14 protein-coding genes are annotated in these 18,688 nt (G+C 34.7%); 2 read left to right on the forward strand and 12 right to left on the reverse strand.

Annotated features, from left to right (window positions below):
* Positions 1 to 95: 95 nt before the first annotated feature.
* The 8 genes from QO182_RS13395 to QO182_RS13430 form a co-directional block, all read right to left on the reverse strand.
* Positions 96 to 1,616 carry a SusD/RagB family nutrient-binding outer membrane lipoprotein gene (locus QO182_RS13395; RefSeq protein WP_371562136.1) on the reverse strand — a complete coding sequence of 507 codons (1,521 nt, stop codon included), beginning with the start codon at positions 1,614 to 1,616 and terminating at the stop codon, positions 96 to 98.
* A 20-nt stretch (positions 1,617 to 1,636) separates the two neighbouring features.
* Positions 1,637 to 4,735: a SusC/RagA family TonB-linked outer membrane protein gene (locus QO182_RS13400; protein WP_371562138.1), complete on the reverse strand. Its 3,099-nt coding sequence runs from the start codon at positions 4,733 to 4,735 to the stop codon at positions 1,637 to 1,639.
* Between the two features lie 243 nt (positions 4,736 to 4,978).
* Entirely contained in the window at positions 4,979 to 6,355 is a 1,377-nt protein-coding gene (locus QO182_RS13405) for a rhodanese-related sulfurtransferase (RefSeq protein ID WP_371562140.1), read from the reverse strand.
* Positions 6,356 to 6,614: 259 nt separating this feature from the next.
* The gene (locus QO182_RS13410) at positions 6,615 to 7,256 is read right to left on the reverse strand and encodes a hypothetical protein (RefSeq protein WP_371562142.1); all 642 of its coding nucleotides are present in this window, start codon (positions 7,254 to 7,256) and stop codon (positions 6,615 to 6,617) included.
* Entirely contained in the window at positions 7,246 to 8,208 is a 963-nt protein-coding gene (locus tag QO182_RS13415) for a YHYH protein (protein ID WP_371562144.1), read from the reverse strand. Before QO182_RS13415 ends, QO182_RS13410 begins: the two co-directional genes overlap by 11 nt.
* 118 nt (positions 8,209 to 8,326) lie before the next feature.
* A complete protein-coding gene (locus QO182_RS13420; RefSeq protein ID WP_371538242.1) occupies positions 8,327 to 8,887 on the reverse strand; it encodes a carboxymuconolactone decarboxylase family protein in 561 nt (186 codons plus the stop codon).
* A 68-nt stretch (positions 8,888 to 8,955) separates the two neighbouring features.
* Positions 8,956 to 9,273, reverse strand: a complete 318-nt coding sequence (locus QO182_RS13425; protein WP_371562145.1) for a helix-turn-helix domain-containing protein — start codon at positions 9,271 to 9,273, stop codon at positions 8,956 to 8,958.
* A gap of 48 nt (positions 9,274 to 9,321) precedes the next feature.
* Positions 9,322 to 10,113: a DUF6503 family protein gene (locus QO182_RS13430; RefSeq protein ID WP_371562147.1), complete on the reverse strand. Its 792-nt coding sequence runs from the start codon at positions 10,111 to 10,113 to the stop codon at positions 9,322 to 9,324.
* Positions 10,114 to 10,633: 520 nt separating this feature from the next.
* Between QO182_RS13430 and QO182_RS13435 the strand changes: the two genes are divergently transcribed.
* Positions 10,634 to 12,505: an LruC domain-containing protein gene (locus QO182_RS13435; protein WP_371562149.1), complete on the forward strand. Its 1,872-nt coding sequence runs from the start codon at positions 10,634 to 10,636 to the stop codon at positions 12,503 to 12,505.
* Between the two features lie 402 nt (positions 12,506 to 12,907).
* Here QO182_RS13435 and QO182_RS13440 read toward each other — a convergent pair whose 3' ends face one another.
* The 4 genes from QO182_RS13440 to QO182_RS13455 form a co-directional block, all read right to left on the reverse strand.
* On the reverse strand, positions 12,908 to 13,420 hold the full coding sequence (locus QO182_RS13440; RefSeq protein ID WP_371562151.1) for a hypothetical protein: 513 nt from the start codon (positions 13,418 to 13,420) through the stop codon (positions 12,908 to 12,910).
* Between the two features lie 176 nt (positions 13,421 to 13,596).
* Entirely contained in the window at positions 13,597 to 14,583 is a 987-nt protein-coding gene (locus QO182_RS13445; protein ID WP_371562153.1) for a phosphatidylserine decarboxylase, read from the reverse strand.
* A gap of 451 nt (positions 14,584 to 15,034) precedes the next feature.
* Positions 15,035 to 15,637, reverse strand: coding sequence for a hypothetical protein (locus QO182_RS13450; protein ID WP_371539768.1), 603 nt, complete (start codon positions 15,635 to 15,637; stop codon positions 15,035 to 15,037).
* A 49-nt stretch (positions 15,638 to 15,686) separates the two neighbouring features.
* Positions 15,687 to 16,109 (reverse strand): hypothetical protein, encoded by a 423-nt coding sequence (locus tag QO182_RS13455; protein ID WP_371562155.1) that lies wholly within the window; start codon positions 16,107 to 16,109, stop codon positions 15,687 to 15,689.
* 453 nt (positions 16,110 to 16,562) lie between these two features.
* Here QO182_RS13455 and QO182_RS13460 point away from each other — a divergent pair, with 453 nt between their 5' ends.
* Entirely contained in the window at positions 16,563 to 18,452 is a 1,890-nt protein-coding gene (locus QO182_RS13460; RefSeq protein WP_371539772.1) for a U32 family peptidase, read from the forward strand.
* Positions 18,453 to 18,688: the final 236 nt, after the last annotated feature.

Below are 18,688 nucleotides of genomic sequence, written 5' to 3' on the forward strand. Positions count from 1 at the left end.
TTTTTAGTCAACTCATTCGATTTTACTTTTATAAAATAAAAAAACCTCAATTCCTTTGTATTGAAATTGAGGTTTTTATGCTAGAAACGGGAGTCTTATTTATCCCACCAAACTGGTGTAATCATTGATTTAAAATTTAAATTGTAATTTACTGTGTTTGCGCTTCTTTCATTACTTGAATACACAAACCTTCTTATCCATTTCCCTTCATTTAACGGATCTGTCTTTGCAGGGATTGTTAAGTTTTTAAAAGCATTTGTTGAAAAGTCATATCTTCTATAATCTGTGAATGACTCTGGATTCAAGAATAAGGCTATGAATTTTTGTCTCATAATGTCTTTTAATTGAAGTGCTGCAATTCCTTTTGCAATAGAAGCATCGGCTAAATAATTATTTTTATTTGTTGCCGTAACACTTATTTTATCCATGTTAGCTGCAATACCGGCAAGGTAAGCAGAATATGAAGCTGCATTTGTTCCTGTAGATGTTGGAGTACCTCCTGCAAGTAAGAATTGTGCTTCTGCTTCCATGAATTTAGCTTCAGCATAAGTGAGATATACTAATTGAGAATCAATTTTTGAATAAAAAAACTGAGTTCCAATTTTAGTTTTAGAAGTTGTTCCCGTTCCATTTGTTGAACCTATGTAGTTTGCCACTACAGTTGGGTCTGGTCCTGCAGTAATACCAGAACTAGAATAGGTACTTAGGTCAACTAATAACGGCATTCTTGGATCCATTGTTACTGATGAGGAAGCAAAAGGAAATACTGCTCCTCCATTCATGTAACTAATGAAGTGATTTGAAATATAAAAAGTTAGATTCCCTGTAGATAGCCCTAGTTGAGATTGATACCATGGATTTGTATTTACACTATTGTATTTTAACTGAAAGTCATCGCTATTTGCTGCGAAACCTTTGGATAAACTCGCCAAAACTGCTGTAGCGGTTGTGGTTCCGCCATTTACTTTCATTAAATGCAGTTGAAATCTAGCTTTAAAAGTATAAGCTGCTTTTGTCCAACTTGCTGCTTTACCACTGTAGATTAAATCATCAGCACCAGGGCTGTATATAGAAGTATTTGGAGTTGAGAATAATACGATAGCATCATCTAATAACTTAATAACATCTGTATAGATCAATTGTTGTGCATCGTATTTTGGATAAAAATTTGTTGCTGCAAGCGTGGCTTCAGTATAAGGAACATCACCGTGTAGATCAGTTGTTAATCCAATGTTTATCGCCTTCAAAACTTTTGCAATAGCGAGATAATGACTTGAATTAGTAGCTGTTGCTTTTTCTTCTAAAACTTTAATATTTGGAAGTGCTTTAGAATAAACAAGTCGCCAATATTCATCTAATGAATTTTGATAATGCTTGTCAATATTTTGATCATTAAAAGCCGATGCAATATGTTGATCAACTTGTGCTAAACTTGTTGCGGCACTATATTGTGCACTCATCGTAGCCTGAATAGCAGAAGGCAAAACGTTGTTAATAGCAACTAAATCTGGTGAAACAGTGTTACTAGGGGTGTTGGTATCGTAATAGCTATCGCTACAACTATAAATGGAGATTGCTAAGGTAAAAACACTAGCAATTTTAAATATATTTTTCATAATTCGTTTCGTTTAATAGATTAAAAACCAATGTTTAAGCCCAATGTGTAAGATTGTGTTAAAGGGATATTTAAACCAGAGAAACCATACACATTACTTCCTGATCCAAATTGTTGTCCTTCTGGATCAAATCCTCTAAAGGGCGTCCATATCAAAAAGTTATTTCCACTTACAGACAAAGAAGCGTTAGATAACTTTAATTTTGATAATAGGTCTGCTGATAAGTTATAAGTCAAAGACACATTTCTAAGTTTCATCCATGAAGTGTCTTGAATCAATATTTCTGAAGCTTGGTTGATAATTGTGTTTCTGTAATAACTGTTTCCGTCAATTGTTACTGGAATATTGTTTTGAGTACCATCAGCTTTTATACCTTCTAAAACTTGAGTATTGTTTCTGTCTTCAGTCATTTTTAAAGTTCCGTTTCTAATTCCGTTTCTTTCTGCTGGATCAAATCCTTCTCCTCCTTTTTTGTACTCAAACATAAATGCGAGATCCCAGTTTTTGTATTTGAAAGTGTTGTTAAGTGTAACAACATAATCCGGGAAAGCATTTCCAACTTTAGAATAAAGTACTGCTCCATTAGCATCTTTTGCAATTACGGGCAATCCATTTGATCCAATTAATCTTTCACCATTTACATACGTCCAAGTTCTACCGTACAATGAACCAGCTGCATCTCCCACTTTGATTCGAGAATAGATGTCAGCACCACCATTGTAAGCAAAGTCAATATTGTCAAATGGTAATGATAAAACTTCTGTTTCATAAGCAGTGAAATTTGCAATAGCAGTCCAACTAAAAGTTTTACTTTTAAAAATATCAGCAGCCAATGTCAATTCATGTCCAGTAGTTTTTAAAGAACCGGAGTTAGTCCAAGTTCCTGTTAAACCTGTACTTTGAGGCAAGGTTACTTTAAGGATTTGTCCGTCACTTTTTCTATCAAAATAAGTGTATTCTAAACGAATGCGATTGTTGAAGAAACGTAAATCTGTTCCAACTTCTGTTGTAGTAACAATCTCTGCTTTTATATTTGGATCAGAATCAACAGTTCCAATACTCACGCCACCAACACCGTTAAAAGGAGTATCTGCGTAGCTATATCTTCCAATCCCGAATGGTGGAATTTTACCTACTTGCGCCCATGATCCACGTAGTTTTCCAAAGGAAAGAATGCTTCCTTCTTTATCTATCAAATCATGAAATATAAATGCAAGGTTAGAAGAGAAATAATTGAATGCGCGATTTGCTTTTGGTAGGGTAGAAGCATAATCTCTTCTTCCTGTTGCAGCTATGAAAATTCTTTCTTTATAGTCGGCTTTTAACTCTGTAAAGTAACCTACTGTTCTAACGGTTTCATCAGTTTGTGCGGCATATTTGTTAATCGTGTTTGCGATGTTATTAAAATTTGGTAGCAACAAACCTTCTCCTCTTACAAAACCATATTTAGAGTTGGTTTCAAAAATTTGATTACCAACCATAGCAGAGGTGTTAAAATCTCCGAATTTTTTAGTGGCAGAAATTAAAAAGTCTGAATTCAATCCCTTGAAATTGATGTTTTCGTTTACAATAAATCCATTTACAGGAGATCCTGGATCTAAATCTGGACCTGCATATCTATTTCTAGTTTCAGAATAGTTATCGACACTTCCTCTATAAGTTATATTTAACCACGATTTAGCTTGCCAATTTAAGTCGGCCGAAGCAATCCAACGATCTACATTGTCATTTAAATTACTTGTCTTTGCAAAATATACTGGTTGGTCAATGACACCAGCTGTCCAGTCTTTTTCGCCGCCAGCTGCAGTTAAATAGTCGTTAACATCTATTGATGGAGACCAGTAAGATAGCGAACTCATAATTGATTTATCACCTGTATTTGCACGTGAACCTCCTGAATTTGCATAAGAAACTGAAGTTCCTAATTTTAGATTTTCTGCTAGTTTATACCCACCATTAAATTTCAAGGTTTTTCTAGCATAGTCAGTATTAGGTACAATTCCCTCATCCTTACTAGTCGAAGCCGAAACGTAATAATTCATTTTTTCGGTTCCTCCGCTTATGCTAATGTTGTTTGTTGTATTAATTCCTGTTTTAAAAAAATCTTTGTAAAAATCTCTAAACTTAATGGTTGCGTCATCAGTACTAGAATAAGCAGGACCATTGGTTTGAAAACCAGAAGTAAATCCTGGGTAATATGAAATTCCTGACGGTGTATTTGCATTCATGCTCAAAACCCTAGAAGATAAACCTGATCCTTCTCTCCATTTTGACTGCAATTCAGGGTATTTATTTACCTCACTCATCGTTACGCTAGAAGATACATTTACTCTCGTTTTTCCTTCTTTTCCTTTTTTAGTGGTAATAATTATGACTCCATTACCTGCTAAAATACCGTAAAGAGCGGTTGCTCCAGCACCTTTTAGTACGGTGTAGCTTTCAATATCATTTGGGTTAATATCTATAGAACGATTTGAAAAACTAAATTGCTCATTACTTCCCGGAGAGGAAGTGTTTGCACTTGATAATACATTTCCAGAGATCGTACTGTTATTAACAGGATTACCATCAATAACAATTAAGGGTTGATTGTTACTTCCTGTACTCAAGGAAGAAACTCCTCTAATCAAGATGTCAACTCCTCCTCCTGCTTCTCCAGAAGTTTTACTGATAGTAACACCAGATACACTTCCTTGTAAAGCTTGAAGTGCATTCAACTGTCCAGGACGTTCAATATCGGCTGCTTTTATGGTTTGATTAGCATAACCTAGTGATTTGGTTTTACTTTTAATACCCATCGCTGTGACTACGACTTCGTCTAATTTAGTTTCGCTGTCTTCTTTTAAGGAAGCATTGAGGGTCGCACCCGAAACTTTAAGTTCTAGATTTTGAAACCCGATGTATGAAAAAATTAGACTCGCTCCTTTTGAAGCTTGAATTTGATAATTTCCATCCATATCCGTGGCAACAGTAGCTTTAGATCCTTTTAGATTAACGTTAGCTCCTGGTAATGGTAGACCTTTGGCATCTGTTACTTTTCCTTTTACTGTGGTGTTTTGAGAATAACTGGTAATAATTCCCAAAAAGCATAGAAGAAGAATAAAATACTTTTTTTTCATGATTAGTTAATTTGAATTTGTTAACGTAAATCTAATTAAATTTAACAAATATTAACAATTTATTTTCATCGAGATCCTGTTTTTGTTATTAATAAAGCAACGTAATCAGGCAAGTCTCTTTACTCAATATTTTGATTTAAAAGGAGTTGATGTTTATTTTAGATGCGAATATGTGTTTTTAAAAAAAAAGCCTATCTCAACGAATTGAAATAGGCTTTTTAAAATGGTATTAGATTCTTCCTTTTAATCTAACATCTTATATAATTTATCAGATAAACGAATTCTAAAAGGCAATTTAAAAGTACAAACATCTCCGGCGACCGCTTTATTAGCTGCTATGTCGTTCACTAACATTTCAGTGATTGTCAACTTTTCTTCGCCAGTCGTCATTCCTTTAATCAAGATAGTATCACCTACATTGATCTCATTTTCTTCAATTAAAAACTGTCCAACACTTGGTTTTGGAAAAAAGTGGGTTCCTTTACCGATGTATTGTTTTTTTATCTTAGGTGCTTTTTTAGCCAAAGCTTTAGATTTGGTTAAATCGGCAAGATTTGGAACTGTCGCCAATGGATCTTGATTTGCTTCTCTATTTTTAAAAGTCAGCACATCTGATTTTCCTTTTTTGAAAATTTTATTTCCGTTCTTGATACCACGACGAATTGCTTTTTGCTCTTCTTCTGGTAAATGAATTACATCAATACAATCCTGTGAGCAGCAACCTTGCATTTCTTGCGCACATTCCTCACATTGAATAAACAATAAGTGGCAACCTTCATTGATGCAGTTCGTATGTACGTCACAGGGTTTTCCACATTGGTGGCATTGCGAAACGATATCGTCCGTAATTCTTTCGCCTAAGCGGTGATCAAATACAAAGTTTTTTCCAATGAATTTACTCTCTAAATTTTCTTCCTTTATTTGTTTGGCATAATTAATTATACCACCTTCTAGCTGATATACATTTTTGAATCCTTGATGCTTAAAGTAAGCCGAAGCTTTCTCACAACGAATTCCTCCTGTACAGTACATCACTAGGTTTTTATCTTCTTTAAAACCTTGTAATTGTTCGTTTATAATAGGCAATGACTCTCTGAAAGTGTCTACATCAGGCGTAATGGCACCTTTAAAGTAGCCAATTTCACTTTCGTAATGATTTCTAAAATCAACTACAATGGTATTTGGATCATCTAAAATAGTATTGAATTCTTTTGCTTTCAAATGCACTCCAATATTAGTCACATCAAAAGATTCATCATTTAATCCGTCAGCAACAATCTTGTCACGCACTTTGACAGTCAATTTCAAAAACGAGTGATCGTCTTGCTCTACAGCAATATTCAATCGCATGCCTTGCATGAAATCATACTTTTCAATAGTGTCTTTAAAAGCGTAAAAATTATCTGCTGGTAGCGATAACTGGGCATTTATTCCTTCTTTGGCCACATAAATACGACCAAGAACCACTAGTGGGTCCCAAGCGCGGAATAAATCGTTACGAAATTGTGTTGGATCTTGAATTTGCGCATAAGCATAGAAAGACAAAGTAAGTCTTTGTTTTCCGGCATCATCAATCATGATGGCTCTTTCTTCTGCGCTTAAAGTGTTATACAGTTGCATGCTATAAACGGTTTAAGTGTGAAAAATTATTTTTGCAAAAGTAGGGAAAAGGGACTAAATGGCAAAGTTTCTACCGTTCTAAGTTTCTAGGAGCTATTTCCAGCTTTCCGCTATATCTCTTGTCTCCGCTATCGCTACTACAAGAGGATGCCGCTGCAATCTGGGCTAGGGCATTTGGGATTATTGAAGATTTGATTTCATTATAAAACGAAAAAAGCCCAGAATATACCCCTGAGCTATTTGTTGTTTATTTTGAATTTTATTTTCTAAAGTTTTTTCGGTCTCTATAACTAATGTAAATCAGCGGAATCATTACTAGAATTAGAAAGAACGAAATGTATAGGATGTTTTTCATCTTTAGTTCTTCAACTCTACTATTAACCCAAGTACCTTCTTTTAGTTTTAACTGAATCGTTTGTTCGTTATTGTTTTCTAAAATGTATTGTGCTTTAGGAAAACCATCGATAAGCATAATTACAGCCATTTGATTGTGAGGCATGTCCTTAAACATCGTGTTTGTAAAATTAACTTCTTTTATTGAGTTAGGTACATTCAGGACTTCAACAATTAATTTAGTTTCATGCCCCAGTAATACTAATGGGCTACCAAATTTCAAAGTGTCTTTTCCGTTAATGATGAACAAAACATTTTTATTAAAGTGATCGATGACTAATTGTTGAAATGCTTCGGGTGTTTTATAAGCGTTTTTTGAATAGAGGTAATCAATTTCTCCTTCAAAAGCGGTCAAAGAACTAGTTATTTGTAATACATATTTTCCGTCATCAGTCTTTGAAAGTACTGATGTAGAGAAATCAGGCTGATGTGCATGTCCAACAATAGTGAATAGGAACAGCGCCAGAATAAAAGACCATTGCTTTATGATTTTCTTTTTATAGGACATATTCTCCGTGTAAGCTATTGATAAAGTTATTATTTCCTGGAGCATCAACGTGGTAATGGTATCCTCTTGTAGTATCAGTATGTCCGCGCGAAGCATCTAGGTCAGTATATTCTTTACCATCAGCATCTAGGCGCTCAAAGATTCCGTACCCGTCAAATGCATATCCTATCATAGCTGAGTGACTGTCTGCTTGAGCAATTTTTGTTGTTAACCCTGTTGCCGCATGATAATGATAACCGGCAGCTAAATTAATATGTCCTCCTGCATCGTCAAATGGAGCTAGAGTATAAGCTGCCAAAATCACGCTAGTAGGTGCCGGAGCATCAAACACAACTCCGTTAAAAGCGAGACCTCTAGAACTTGGGCCGTTTGACATTGGGCCGTTTCCAAATGCTATTGCTGAACTTGCGGCTTTTGGTGTAACAGGTAAGTAATAGGTGTGCGATAAGTTGGCGACATAAGAGGGTAAGCACTCTACACAATAATTTCTATATTGAGCACCTACATTAGGATTAGCTGCTTCTTCGCATTCCGTTTTAGTACTTGTTTTAGTGATTGCTCCAGTAGTAGCATCATACATCATCCAAGTATTGTCTTTATAAAAAGTAGCCATGTTTTTTACAAAGGCACCATCGACATCATATACTTTACCTCCTTCTAACCAGATTCCCCCTTTTGAGGCATCATCAGAAATATTAGACGGACACCATGGCCCCATAGTATGATCTGAAGCTAAACTATTTACCACTATTTTATAGCAATCAGCAGTGGATCCATCTGATAATGTTTTAGATACAATTGTGATAGGCTCAACTAGTCCAGCAGTTAAAAAGTTGGCAGGAGTCACATTTACGATAGTTGCATCGCTGTCTGTTTCAGCATCATCTTTATTACAAGCGTTTACTAGTGTAAGTAGCACTGTCGAAAATAAAATAAGGGTTAATTTACTCATAACTATTGTTGATTTATAGATTTACAAAAAGTAAAAGTATAGAAAAACCCTCCTGTTATTTAACACTAATCAGTGAATTACCTCTGGTTTTCAGTCAATGGCTGTCGATGAGTTTTTTTTAATCTTCTATTTCGTTTCCAACTGCAAAGGGCTCCAATTCCTCGTTTATAATGTTCTCAGTAATGTGATTGATATAGTTACTCATTGTTTTTAAAGAAACACCCACAATAATTTCCATTACGTTTTCTGGCGAAAAACCAGCATTGTAAAAAGCCTCTAAATCTTTTGCTTCTACATTTCCTCTTGTCACAGTTATTTTTTGAGCTAAAGTAATTAGTTCGTTTAAGCGGGCGTCTGGAAGTGTTTGTTGTTTTCTTACTGCATTTAGTAACAGAGAAGGAATTCCGTTTGCTTTGGCAGCTCGGGTATGCGCAGCGGTGCAATAGGCGCAATCATTGACAACGCTCACCGCTAATAAAATCAGGTGTTGTTCGCCAGTGGTAAATGAAGTTTTTGCAAAAGTATTGAATAGACTAGTGTATCCTTCTAAGGCCGCCGGAGCACCTGCCATGTAGCGGAATAAATTAGGTAACATTCCGTATTTTTTTTCAGCATTTTGAAGTGATTCTTTTGACTCTTCTGGTGCGCTTTCTATAGTGTGCTTGATAAATTGTTTCATTTTATTATAAGTTTAAAATTATGAAACAAAGTTAATTCTTATTAGCTGCTTAAACAATGGACAAAGGTTCACTGATGATTTTGCCTATATTTTGTAGGCGATAGTCCCGTTTTGTTTTTAAACACGCGACTAAAGTAGTATGGGTCTTGAAAATTCATTTCAAGAGCAATTTCTTTGACCGTTTTTTTAGTATTGAGTAAAAGCGATTCGCTGTGGTCAATTTGTCTTTGCAACAACAACTGACATGGGGGTGGAATGTCCATTTTTTTTGACAGTTTACTTAAATACTTTGGTTTGACATCTAATTCTCTTTCATAAAAGGCAATATCATGCTCTTCTATGAAATGTTTGTCAACTAATATTTTAAATTTTTGTAGTAGGTCCATCTATTGAATTTAGTTGAGTTTGAAAGAAAAGCATTAGCATCTTTAGTACTATTTATGATTGTTTGTCACATTCTCGGTCAATATTTGAGATAGTTCTTTCAACTTTCCTTGCTCGTATAATTGAGGTAAATCTTTTAAAGCGGTTTCTAATGGCGCTTCATAATTGATATAATCCTGAAAAGTCAAACCATCAATTACCCGTGTATTAAAAGCCGCTCTAAAACGTACTCCACCATCATTTGTTAGATAGTTATACGCTAAATAGTCAATCTTATGCGTTTGTTTGTTTATCCAATAGTGAAATTCATCATCAAAATCTTTTCCGCCACCATCTTGACCAAAAGTTACTTTTATCACATCATACTTCTTGCCTTTTATGGTCGTTTCTTCTACGAATGTTTTATGTACCGAAGGATCTTGCAATTTATACGGAAGCGTAGCAAAATAAATAACCGAATTTAACGCTTCAGAATATTTACTTTCATCTTCTTTGCTTAAGGTTTGTAAATTACTGTTTATGCTTCTTTCAAATTGATCAGGAGTCATGACATCTTTAATAAGTGAATCTCCTTTTTTTATTTCAGATGAATAGGTATATGTAGCTTCGTTGTTCTTGAAATGGTATTTTTTGCCTCTAAAATCAAATGAATAATCGGCACTTTCATACAATTTTCCACCGTGCGCTTCGATAGTGCGATTAACTATAGAATCTGCTTTTGTAAGTGGCTTTTCGGTTGCAATGGTATCGTTTTTATCTGGTACTTCAGTATTTTCCTTTTTCTTGTTACAAGAAAATACTAGAACTGCCGTGATACAAAGTAGTATTAGATTTTTTTTCATTTTTTAAAAATATCACATTTTATATAGAAGCAAGAAAGGATTTTCTTTTTTATAAAAATTTTAACGTCAATCAAGCTGTTCTAAAGCCAAATGTTTTTTTAAGAGCTATTTTACTTTGTATTTGATAGAAAACAGAGGTAAACTTCGATTCGCACGAAACTTATGATTAGTCCTCTATCTTCTATTTGAATCCCAGAGAATTTGTTCAAATAATTAAGGTCCAATAAAGGCTCTGAAAAGCAAATGAAACTCTGAATCTTTTAATATATTGACGTTTCTACCTCAAAAAAGAGAGATTTAGTACTGAATTATGCAAATATGGAAAGTTTTAACCGTGCATTCCTAAATTGGCAGTCGTTTAATAGGTTGATTGCTTTTTAAAGGTATAGATTTGCCTACTTAACCCCATTCGTCAGGACAAATAGCCCCATTTGTCTATACAAAAGTACCTTTTAGGCTTTTAATGTAATTAACTTTCTAGAACAAAACTACTTTTGAGACTTAAACAAAACAGCTCATTATGAAAAACAGTAAAATTATTGTTTTATTACTCTTACTAACAATTGTATTGCACAGTTGTGCAAAACCAGGTGATCTACTTGAACCAGATTCAGGAACTGAATTGTTAGGTGATTTTATTGTTCCTGCTGGCTTTGATTGGAAAACCACTCAAACTTTAAACGTATCTGTAGTTTTACCGAATGATGGAGATATCCAACCATTAATTATAACTAACAGTTCAGGTACGAAAAGATATTTCCAAGGATATCCGGATGATGGATCAAGAACAGTAAATACTATAATCACTATCCCTTCATACATAAATGAACTGAAGTTAATTTACAATGGCGCTAATGGCGCAACTATTGATTTAGTCAGTAACGTTTCGATGTCGTATAATTTTAATACAGTAAATAAATTTGCAAATAAATCAGCAAGTAAAAGTGCTGTTTCTGCAATTGCTCTTGGATCAATTACAAACTTTACGCTTTATTCAGTTTCAGGTGCGGTATCAAATGTAGGTGTTTCAAATATTACAGGTGATGTTGGAACAAATTTGGGCGCCATAACAGGTTTTGGCACTCCGTCAACTCTAAATGGGATTATTCAAAATGCTAACACTGTTACTTCACAAGCAACCTTAGATTTAAAAGATATTGTTGCTCAAATAGGCAAGACAGTAACTACAAATTCGGCTCATGTTCCAGTTTTTGGTTCTGAAACACTTACTCCAGGAGTTTATGCTATAGGAGGAGCAGCATCAGTAGCGGGTACTCTTACCTTAGATGGTCAAGGAGATAGCAATGCCCAATTTATCTTTAAAATTGGAGGAGCATTTACAACCGCTGCTAGTGCAAAAGTGGTACTGATTAATGGTGCTTCATCAGAGAATGTGTTTTGGTTAGCAACAGGTGCATGTGCGATGGCTGCTTCAACTAGTATTAGTGGAAATATAATTGCTAATCCTGGAGCGGTTTCTATGGGTGCTGGTGGTGAACTAAACGGGAGAATGCTATCTCTTGCGGGAGCTGTTAGTTTGCTTAATTGCCGTACTTTAATTCCGCTTCCTTCATATAGCGGAACCTTAGCTTATGAAGATTTATGGCCTGCTAAAGGAGATTATGACTTTAACGATCTAGTTGTTGATTATGATTTTAATATCGTCAAGAATAATCAAGAGGTAGTACAGAGTATAACTGCTACATTCGTAATTGAAGCATACGGAGCTTCTGCACACAATGGATTTGGATTTACATTGCCAACAGTTGATCCTAACGATGTGGTTTCTGTAAGTGGGTATGATGTTAAAAACAATACCGTTTTTAGTATCGCAAGCAACGGCCTCGAAAATGGTCAAAGTGAACCTACGATAATTGTTTTTGATGATGCTTACCGAGTAATGCCAACAGCAACAGGAGGTACTGGTGCGAATACACAATTAGCTTATGGTTACACTGAACCTGTAACTATTGTTGTAACTATTATTCTAGCTAATAATGCTTTAACATTTAGCGAATTGAACATCGGGTCTTTTAATCCATTTATGATTGTGGGCACTTCAGTAAACGGTGCGCCAGGATCTAGAGGTAAGGAAGTGCATTTAGCAAATTACAAACCTTCAGATTTGTTTGACACCAGTTATTTTGGACAATCTAACGACGATTCCTCTCCGGCTAACGAACGCTATTTTGTAACCGGTGATAATTTGCCGTCGGCGATTAATATTGCTGAAAAATTTGATTGGGTAATTGAATATCAAAACATAACTGGAGCTTACAATCAGTTTAAAGATTGGGCACAAAGTAGCGGAGTTACATATGACGACTGGTACACAAGTGAAATAAGTTACAGAAAGAGCAGCTTGATTTACCCAACCAACGTTGAAAATTAAATTAGGTATATTTTATCATTAGTCATCTGCAATGAACGAATAGTTTTCTCTTGTAAATCTCTTGATTCAGCTAAGTGTTTAGTAGTTTAGTCCTGAAAAAATGATAGAGAATTAATGTAAAATAATAGTACAATTATCAAACAGCAGTAGGCAAAAGTTTACTGCTGTTTTTGTTTTATAAGCTATCATTTTAATTGTGGAGATGCATTTGATTCGGAGGTGATAAGAGAACCAGATGTTCTCTTCGTCAATCGCCATTTTGTATAAAGCCCTTGGCTCAGTGCGTTCCTTTAGCTCCGAATTTCATTTTTACAACAATTACTTAAAGAAATACCTTGATAGGTTGTTATGGGGATTTGTCTCCCATTTTCGATTGCAGTAAACTAGATGGTTTTGAGGTCTTTATTTTTTCTTTTCTTCATCAACAATTAGTTTCAGCGAATTGATATAATCTGTATCAAATTCGATCACTCTTATTTTGTTTGGCTTAAAACTCATTTCTCCTTCAAATTCACCTTCAGATCCCAAAAAGTCGATTACCACTTCTTCTTCATCCATTTCTATGAGTTTACCCAGATAAACGGCTTTATCAGATTTTGTTGCAATTTGAAAAATCTCATACTTACGTGCTAAAAAATAGATAATTGCAGCTATATCGGTAAGCGGAATTATTTCGGCTGCACTTGTTTTTAATCCTTTGAGTTTAATTACTCTTTCGGTAAATTCATGATCCTTGTCTTGGATAATCGCCTTTACATTTTTGTTTCTCAATATCGTATAACCATCAATTATAAAATCGACAGGATTATTTTTAATTAAGATCCAATCTTCAGTCCAATCAATAAGAAAACCGCTAAAAATTTCTTTTTTGTCGTCAAATTCTATTGTGATTAATTGTCGTAAGTACTTGTCCATTCTGTTTTTTTTAATTTTCGAAAGCGGCTTGCTAGTATTATTCAATTTCTAAATCGTCACTATAAAAGCTGCTCGCAAACTTTTACTTATTTATTTTAAAGGTAAATGTAAGGATTTAATAGATTTGTTTTAGTATCAATGGGTATGTGTACGAAGACGGGAGGTTTCGTATATTCTTACCATGATAGAGTAATCATCGAAACGCCAATTTTTTCTCCTTGTTTGACGGAAGTTTCATAACCTTTTAAAGTATTAATCAATAGATCGTCATCGATGCGAATTTTATTTTTTTCAAACAGCAGTACTACCGTAGATCCCCCGAATTTGAAATATCCTTTCTCGTCTCCTTTATTAACAAAGTTTCCAGAATAGGTTTGTATCATACTTCCCACCATAGTTGCGCCTACTTCGGCCATGATAACATTTCCAAACACAGGGTTTGTAACGGTCGTATACTCCCTTTTGTTGAGGCAGAATATTTCTGTCATTTTGCGCAAAGCAAGTGGGTTAACTGAATAATAATCTCCGTCAATCTTGGTGTTGGATGATACACTTCCGCTAAGGGGAAAATGGTAACGGTGGTAATCGGCAGGGGCAAGCCGGATGATCACTAAGCTGCCATCCATATATTTTTTAGCAAGTTCGGCATTATTTAAAAATGATAAAATATCAAAGCGGTATCCCTTGATAATAAAATCGCTATTGCTAATATCGGCATAAGCCAATATTTTTCCATCGGCAGGGGACGCTGTAATAGCTGCGTTAGTATCCACCGGTCTGGCATTATTCTTTAGTTTTCGGGTAAAGAAATCGTTGAAAGAGTGGAACTCCTGTTTTTGAAAGACGTTCCTATCGATATCAAATTCTTCAATAAAGGGTTGTATTTTTTTAGTCGATGAAGGACGATCCATCATATTGCCATAAATAGACGACACGAATTTTCTTTTCACCAGAGTCCACAATGTTGCTTCGCCAACTGGATTATTATAAAGCCAAACCAACCACTTTTCGGCAGCCACTTTTTCTGTTTTTAACACCCCAGTTTCCCTGTCGTAATATTTTATGGGAGCTTGTGGCGGCAACGGATAAAAAGCCAGTATGACAATGATGGCCAGCAATAAGAAAATGATGCCCCAGCTTTTTTTAGTTTTTGTAATTTTCATGTTTGTCTTTCCTTTTTATTTCTTGTCTTTAATGTAGCAAAAATTTTACTGTCATTATTTCGTTCTCTTTTTTCCTCGGTTTGTATATATTCGTTGCAAATGCTTGACGTAAAGATAGCGCAGATTTTTAATTCGTGTCCGTAAAGAGGGTCAAGTATTTAATTGTGATCTAAATCTAGAAGTACAGTTTTTAATTTTTTTTGTGGCTAATTGTTGAGGATAGGTATATCTACGCGATCGGGAAAGTAGAATAGTAGAACCGCTTTTTAGCGGGTTGGAATGGGCACAGAATACAATTCTGCGCTAACTGTTGAGATATATCTGCGCGACCTGGGGTATTATATACTATTGTGTTCACGAGTGGGGAATACTGCGCGGTCGGGCTAAATACCTTTGCTAACTTATGTGATGAATACTGCGTGATCGAGATTGAATTCTGCGTTAGCTGTTCTCAACTTTTTCTTTTTCGAAAAATTAATACTACTACAATTAGTAATATTATTATTCCTGAAAGTAAATATATTATTAATTTCTGCGATTTTATTTTTTCTTCAAAAGAGTTCTTCACTAAACCAACTTGATAAGAAGTGTTGTTTTCAAATTTGATTGTATTAACACCGCTTCTGTTAGATTTATAGATTTGGAATATTTTTTCAAGCTCTTGCATTTCGCTGCTTTCTATGTTTTTAAGTGTATTTGTCCTCGAACAGATTGAACATGCTAAAGTTTGACTGTCTGTTTTTGCATATATTAAGTATTCTGTTCCAAGTTCAAACATAAAATCGCAGCTAGCTTCATCTTGACTTAAAATAGTTCTGAATTTTTTATCTTTATAAAAATTTTGTTTGAATGATTTGAGAATTTCGACAGTATAAGAGTGAATTTTAATACCATGATTTCCGTAGAGTAAAGTGTCAATTTTAACTATTTTACCAATAAAGACTTCATTTGCCTTTTCCCAATTTACCTTTACAGATGGTCTTTCTGTACACGAACAAGAGTAGCTTTTTTGAGTTGCAAAAAATATAATTATAAAAATAAAGATTTTTCTCATGTAGTAAATTTGCTGTTCGGTTTTTGTATTTTTTAGGATGAGAATTTTTTTAATTCTTATTTAATCCAATTTTAATATAGTCAGTTTCCATTTTCATATCAAGAAAGAGGATGTTATCTCTATATAGGAATGGTATTTCATATTTTTTACCTTCATCATCAATAAAAACGATTTTTTTATTTACTTGATCAAATCTGAATTGGCCATTAATTTCACCAATCATTGGTTGAGTCAGAGTGTAGTTTCCATTGCTCTCAAAACTATAACTAATTGGAAATATTAGTATTTCTGACATTTTACGAAAATTTTCAGCTTCACCTTTTCGGGAAGCATCTTTATATGAAATTGAATCGGTTGTTTTGTTGAAATAGCAAATTTCATCCTCATAAGAGACGACTTTCCAACTCCCAACTAGCTCTTGGGAATTGACTTTTAAACTCACTATTAAGATGACGAATAGAATTTTTTTCATTCTAATATTAACTATTTGTTATTTTACTCAAATATAAACAACTTCCTTCATTATAACACAAAACGTTTTTAGCCCAGATAGAAGTGGAAATCCTTTTTTATTCGCTTTTTAGCGGGAAAAAAGATTGTAGCGAATAGCTGGATCTAGCTCCAAAAAAACACATCTCCGCGACCTAGTTTTAAATTTCAATCAGAACGCCATTCTTTAATAAGTATTTTATAATTTTGCAGCTTGATTTCGGGAGTGAAACGCCGTTATCTCTTTTACTTCGTGCGCAATGAGCAAATTTAAATTTTTGGTTTTACCAAAAACAAAAATGCTCATTACAAATGATGCCTAACTACAATGATTAAGAAGGAAGATTATGAAATGAGCATGAACTAAAATTTGTCGCAAGCACAAATGAAGATATGCGAATTCCATATTCCAATAAAAAACAAATATTATCTACGTATGAAAAAGAAAGTTGAAATTCTTGCACCTGCAAAAAACTTGGTTCAGGGAATAGCTGCTATAAATGCTGGTGCAGATGCTGTGTATATTGGAGCGCCATTGTTTGGAGCACGAACGAATGCAACGAATTCTGTGGAAGATATTGCCGAATTGGTAAAATACGCCCATTTGTTTAAGGCTCAGGTTTTTGTCGTTATCAATACCATTTTGTACGATAAAGAACTGGAAGCATGTAGAAAATTGATTCATGAGTTGTATGATATAAAGGTGGATGCGCTTATCGTGCAAGACATGGCAATTATGGAAATGGATTTGCCGCCAATAGTGATTCACGCCAGTACACAAGCGAATAACCGCGATCCTAAACATGTGAAATTCTTAAAAGACGCGGGAATGCAACGTGTGGTTTTGGCTAGAGAATTGAATTTAGACCAAATTAGAGATATTGCTGCAGAAACAGATGTCGAGTTGGAGTTTTTTGTTTCGGGAGCATTATGTGTTTCTTTTAGCGGAAATTGCTATATGAGTATCGCTGGTGGAGAGCGAAGTGCTAACCGTGGTTCTTGTGCACAAAACTGTCGTCTTCCATACAATTTAACGGATGGAAATGGAACGACCTTGCTTACCGAAAGCCATTTGTTATCGATTAAAGATTTAGACTTGAGCGATCAAATACCTAATTTGATTGAAGCGGGAATTTGTTCGTTTAAAATTGAAGGCCGATTGAAAGACATCGTTTATGTAAAAAATAACACCTCGTTTTTAAGAAAGAAATTAGATTCTTTTCTGGAAAATAATGATACGTTCCAAAAAGCGTCTTCGGGAAGAACGTTCTATAATTTTGTGCCAGAAATGGACAGAAGTTTTAATAGAGGGTACACCGATTATTTCGTGAACAAACGTACAGAAAAAATAGGAAACTGGGATAGCCCAAAATCACAAGGACAGTTGATCGGTGCGATAACCGAAATTAAAGCCAATGGCTATGTGATTGAGAATCATGAACTATTAAACAATGGTGATGGTTTGTATTTTATCAATGAAGCGGGTGTGGCTGATGGGGTACAAATTAATATTATTGTAAATGATATTGTGGTGCCTAATACGTTTAAAAACATCGCAGTAGGAACGGTTATTTATCGAAATTCAGATGCGGAGTTCAACCGAATTGTAGAGAAAGAAAATAGTGCTGTTAGAAAAATAGGCGTTACGCTTCATTTTACCGAAACCGCTGATGGTTTTCAATTGCGTGCGATTGATGAAGACGGTCACGAGAGTATTGCCACTTTGGAAACCGAAAAAGAGGCTGCCAAAAGTGAAGAATCTGTGATTCCAAATATTAAAAGAAACCTTTCTAAAACAGGAAATACTCCGTTTATAGTGGATGACATCGAAGTGGAGTTTACTAACAATTGGTTTTTGCCTATTTCTAAAGTAAACGAAGTAAGAAGAACTGTTTTAGAACAGTTAATTGATATTAGAATCAATGAGTATCATAGAGAAGAATTTCAAATCACGAAAACTGATCATCCTTATCCAACAGAGAAATTAGATTTCACCTTTAATGTTTCGAATAAGCTGGCGAGAGCCTTCTATAAAAGACATGGTGTAACTGAGATTGAAAAAGCATTTGAATTGCAATGGGATCCAGGAAAAGCGCGTGTAATGACCACTAAATATTGTGTGAAGTATGAATTAGGGAAATGCGCCCGTTTTCAAAGAGCAACCATGGGTGAAAAAGTGGTAGAGCCGTTGACTTTAAAACATGGAGAAAACGAATACAAATTGAAATTCAACTGCAAACCGTGTGAAATGGAGATTTGGGAAAAAGATGCCGAATTAGAATTTATAGATGAAGACGAGCAACTGGATTATGTAAAGAAAAGATAAGTTTAAAAGTATTAAGTATAAAGAAAGCTACAGCAGAGATGTTGTGGCTTTTTTGGTTTTTAATAGCTACGAATTTAAAAAAAAATAAGCTTTGTGTAGTATTAAACGGCCACTAATTCACTGATTATTTTTTATGATGTTGTAAAGATGGGGTATGTGTTTTGTATCGAAAATCAGTATAGTTTTTATTTTAGAAAAGAATAAATCTGCGAATCTGCGGTGGTTTTAAGTGGCCA

The sequence above is a fragment of the Flavobacterium sp. Arc2 genome (genome assembly GCF_041431385.1).
GTDB lineage: Bacteria > Bacteroidota > Bacteroidia > Flavobacteriales > Flavobacteriaceae > Flavobacterium.

What these genes read in the sequence shown, in the direction of transcription:
- QO182_RS13395 (WP_371562136.1), bottom strand. Translation starts at nt 1,616, where the DNA reads ATGAAAAATATATTTAAAATTGCTAGTGTTTTTACCTTAGCAATCTCC.
- QO182_RS13400 (WP_371562138.1), bottom strand. Translation starts at nt 4,735, where the DNA reads ATGAAAAAAAAGTATTTTATTCTTCTTCTATGCTTTTTGGGAATTATT.
- QO182_RS13405 (WP_371562140.1), bottom strand. Translation starts at nt 6,355, where the DNA reads ATGCAACTGTATAACACTTTAAGCGCAGAAGAAAGAGCCATCATGATT.
- QO182_RS13410 (WP_371562142.1), bottom strand. Translation starts at nt 7,256, where the DNA reads ATGTCCTATAAAAAGAAAATCATAAAGCAATGGTCTTTTATTCTGGCG.
- QO182_RS13415 (WP_371562144.1), bottom strand. Translation starts at nt 8,208, where the DNA reads ATGAGTAAATTAACCCTTATTTTATTTTCGACAGTGCTACTTACACTA.
- QO182_RS13420 (WP_371538242.1), bottom strand. Translation starts at nt 8,887, where the DNA reads ATGAAACAATTTATCAAGCACACTATAGAAAGCGCACCAGAAGAGTCA.
- QO182_RS13425 (WP_371562145.1), bottom strand. Translation starts at nt 9,273, where the DNA reads ATGGACCTACTACAAAAATTTAAAATATTAGTTGACAAACATTTCATA.
- QO182_RS13430 (WP_371562147.1), bottom strand. Translation starts at nt 10,113, where the DNA reads ATGAAAAAAAATCTAATACTACTTTGTATCACGGCAGTTCTAGTATTT.
- QO182_RS13435 (WP_371562149.1), top strand. Translation starts at nt 10,634, where the DNA reads ATGAAAAACAGTAAAATTATTGTTTTATTACTCTTACTAACAATTGTA.
- QO182_RS13440 (WP_371562151.1), bottom strand. Translation starts at nt 13,420, where the DNA reads ATGGACAAGTACTTACGACAATTAATCACAATAGAATTTGACGACAAA.
- QO182_RS13445 (WP_371562153.1), bottom strand. Translation starts at nt 14,583, where the DNA reads ATGAAAATTACAAAAACTAAAAAAAGCTGGGGCATCATTTTCTTATTG.
- QO182_RS13450 (WP_371539768.1), bottom strand. Translation starts at nt 15,637, where the DNA reads ATGAGAAAAATCTTTATTTTTATAATTATATTTTTTGCAACTCAAAAA.
- QO182_RS13455 (WP_371562155.1), bottom strand. Translation starts at nt 16,109, where the DNA reads ATGAAAAAAATTCTATTCGTCATCTTAATAGTGAGTTTAAAAGTCAAT.
- QO182_RS13460 (WP_371539772.1), top strand. Translation starts at nt 16,563, where the DNA reads ATGAAAAAGAAAGTTGAAATTCTTGCACCTGCAAAAAACTTGGTTCAG.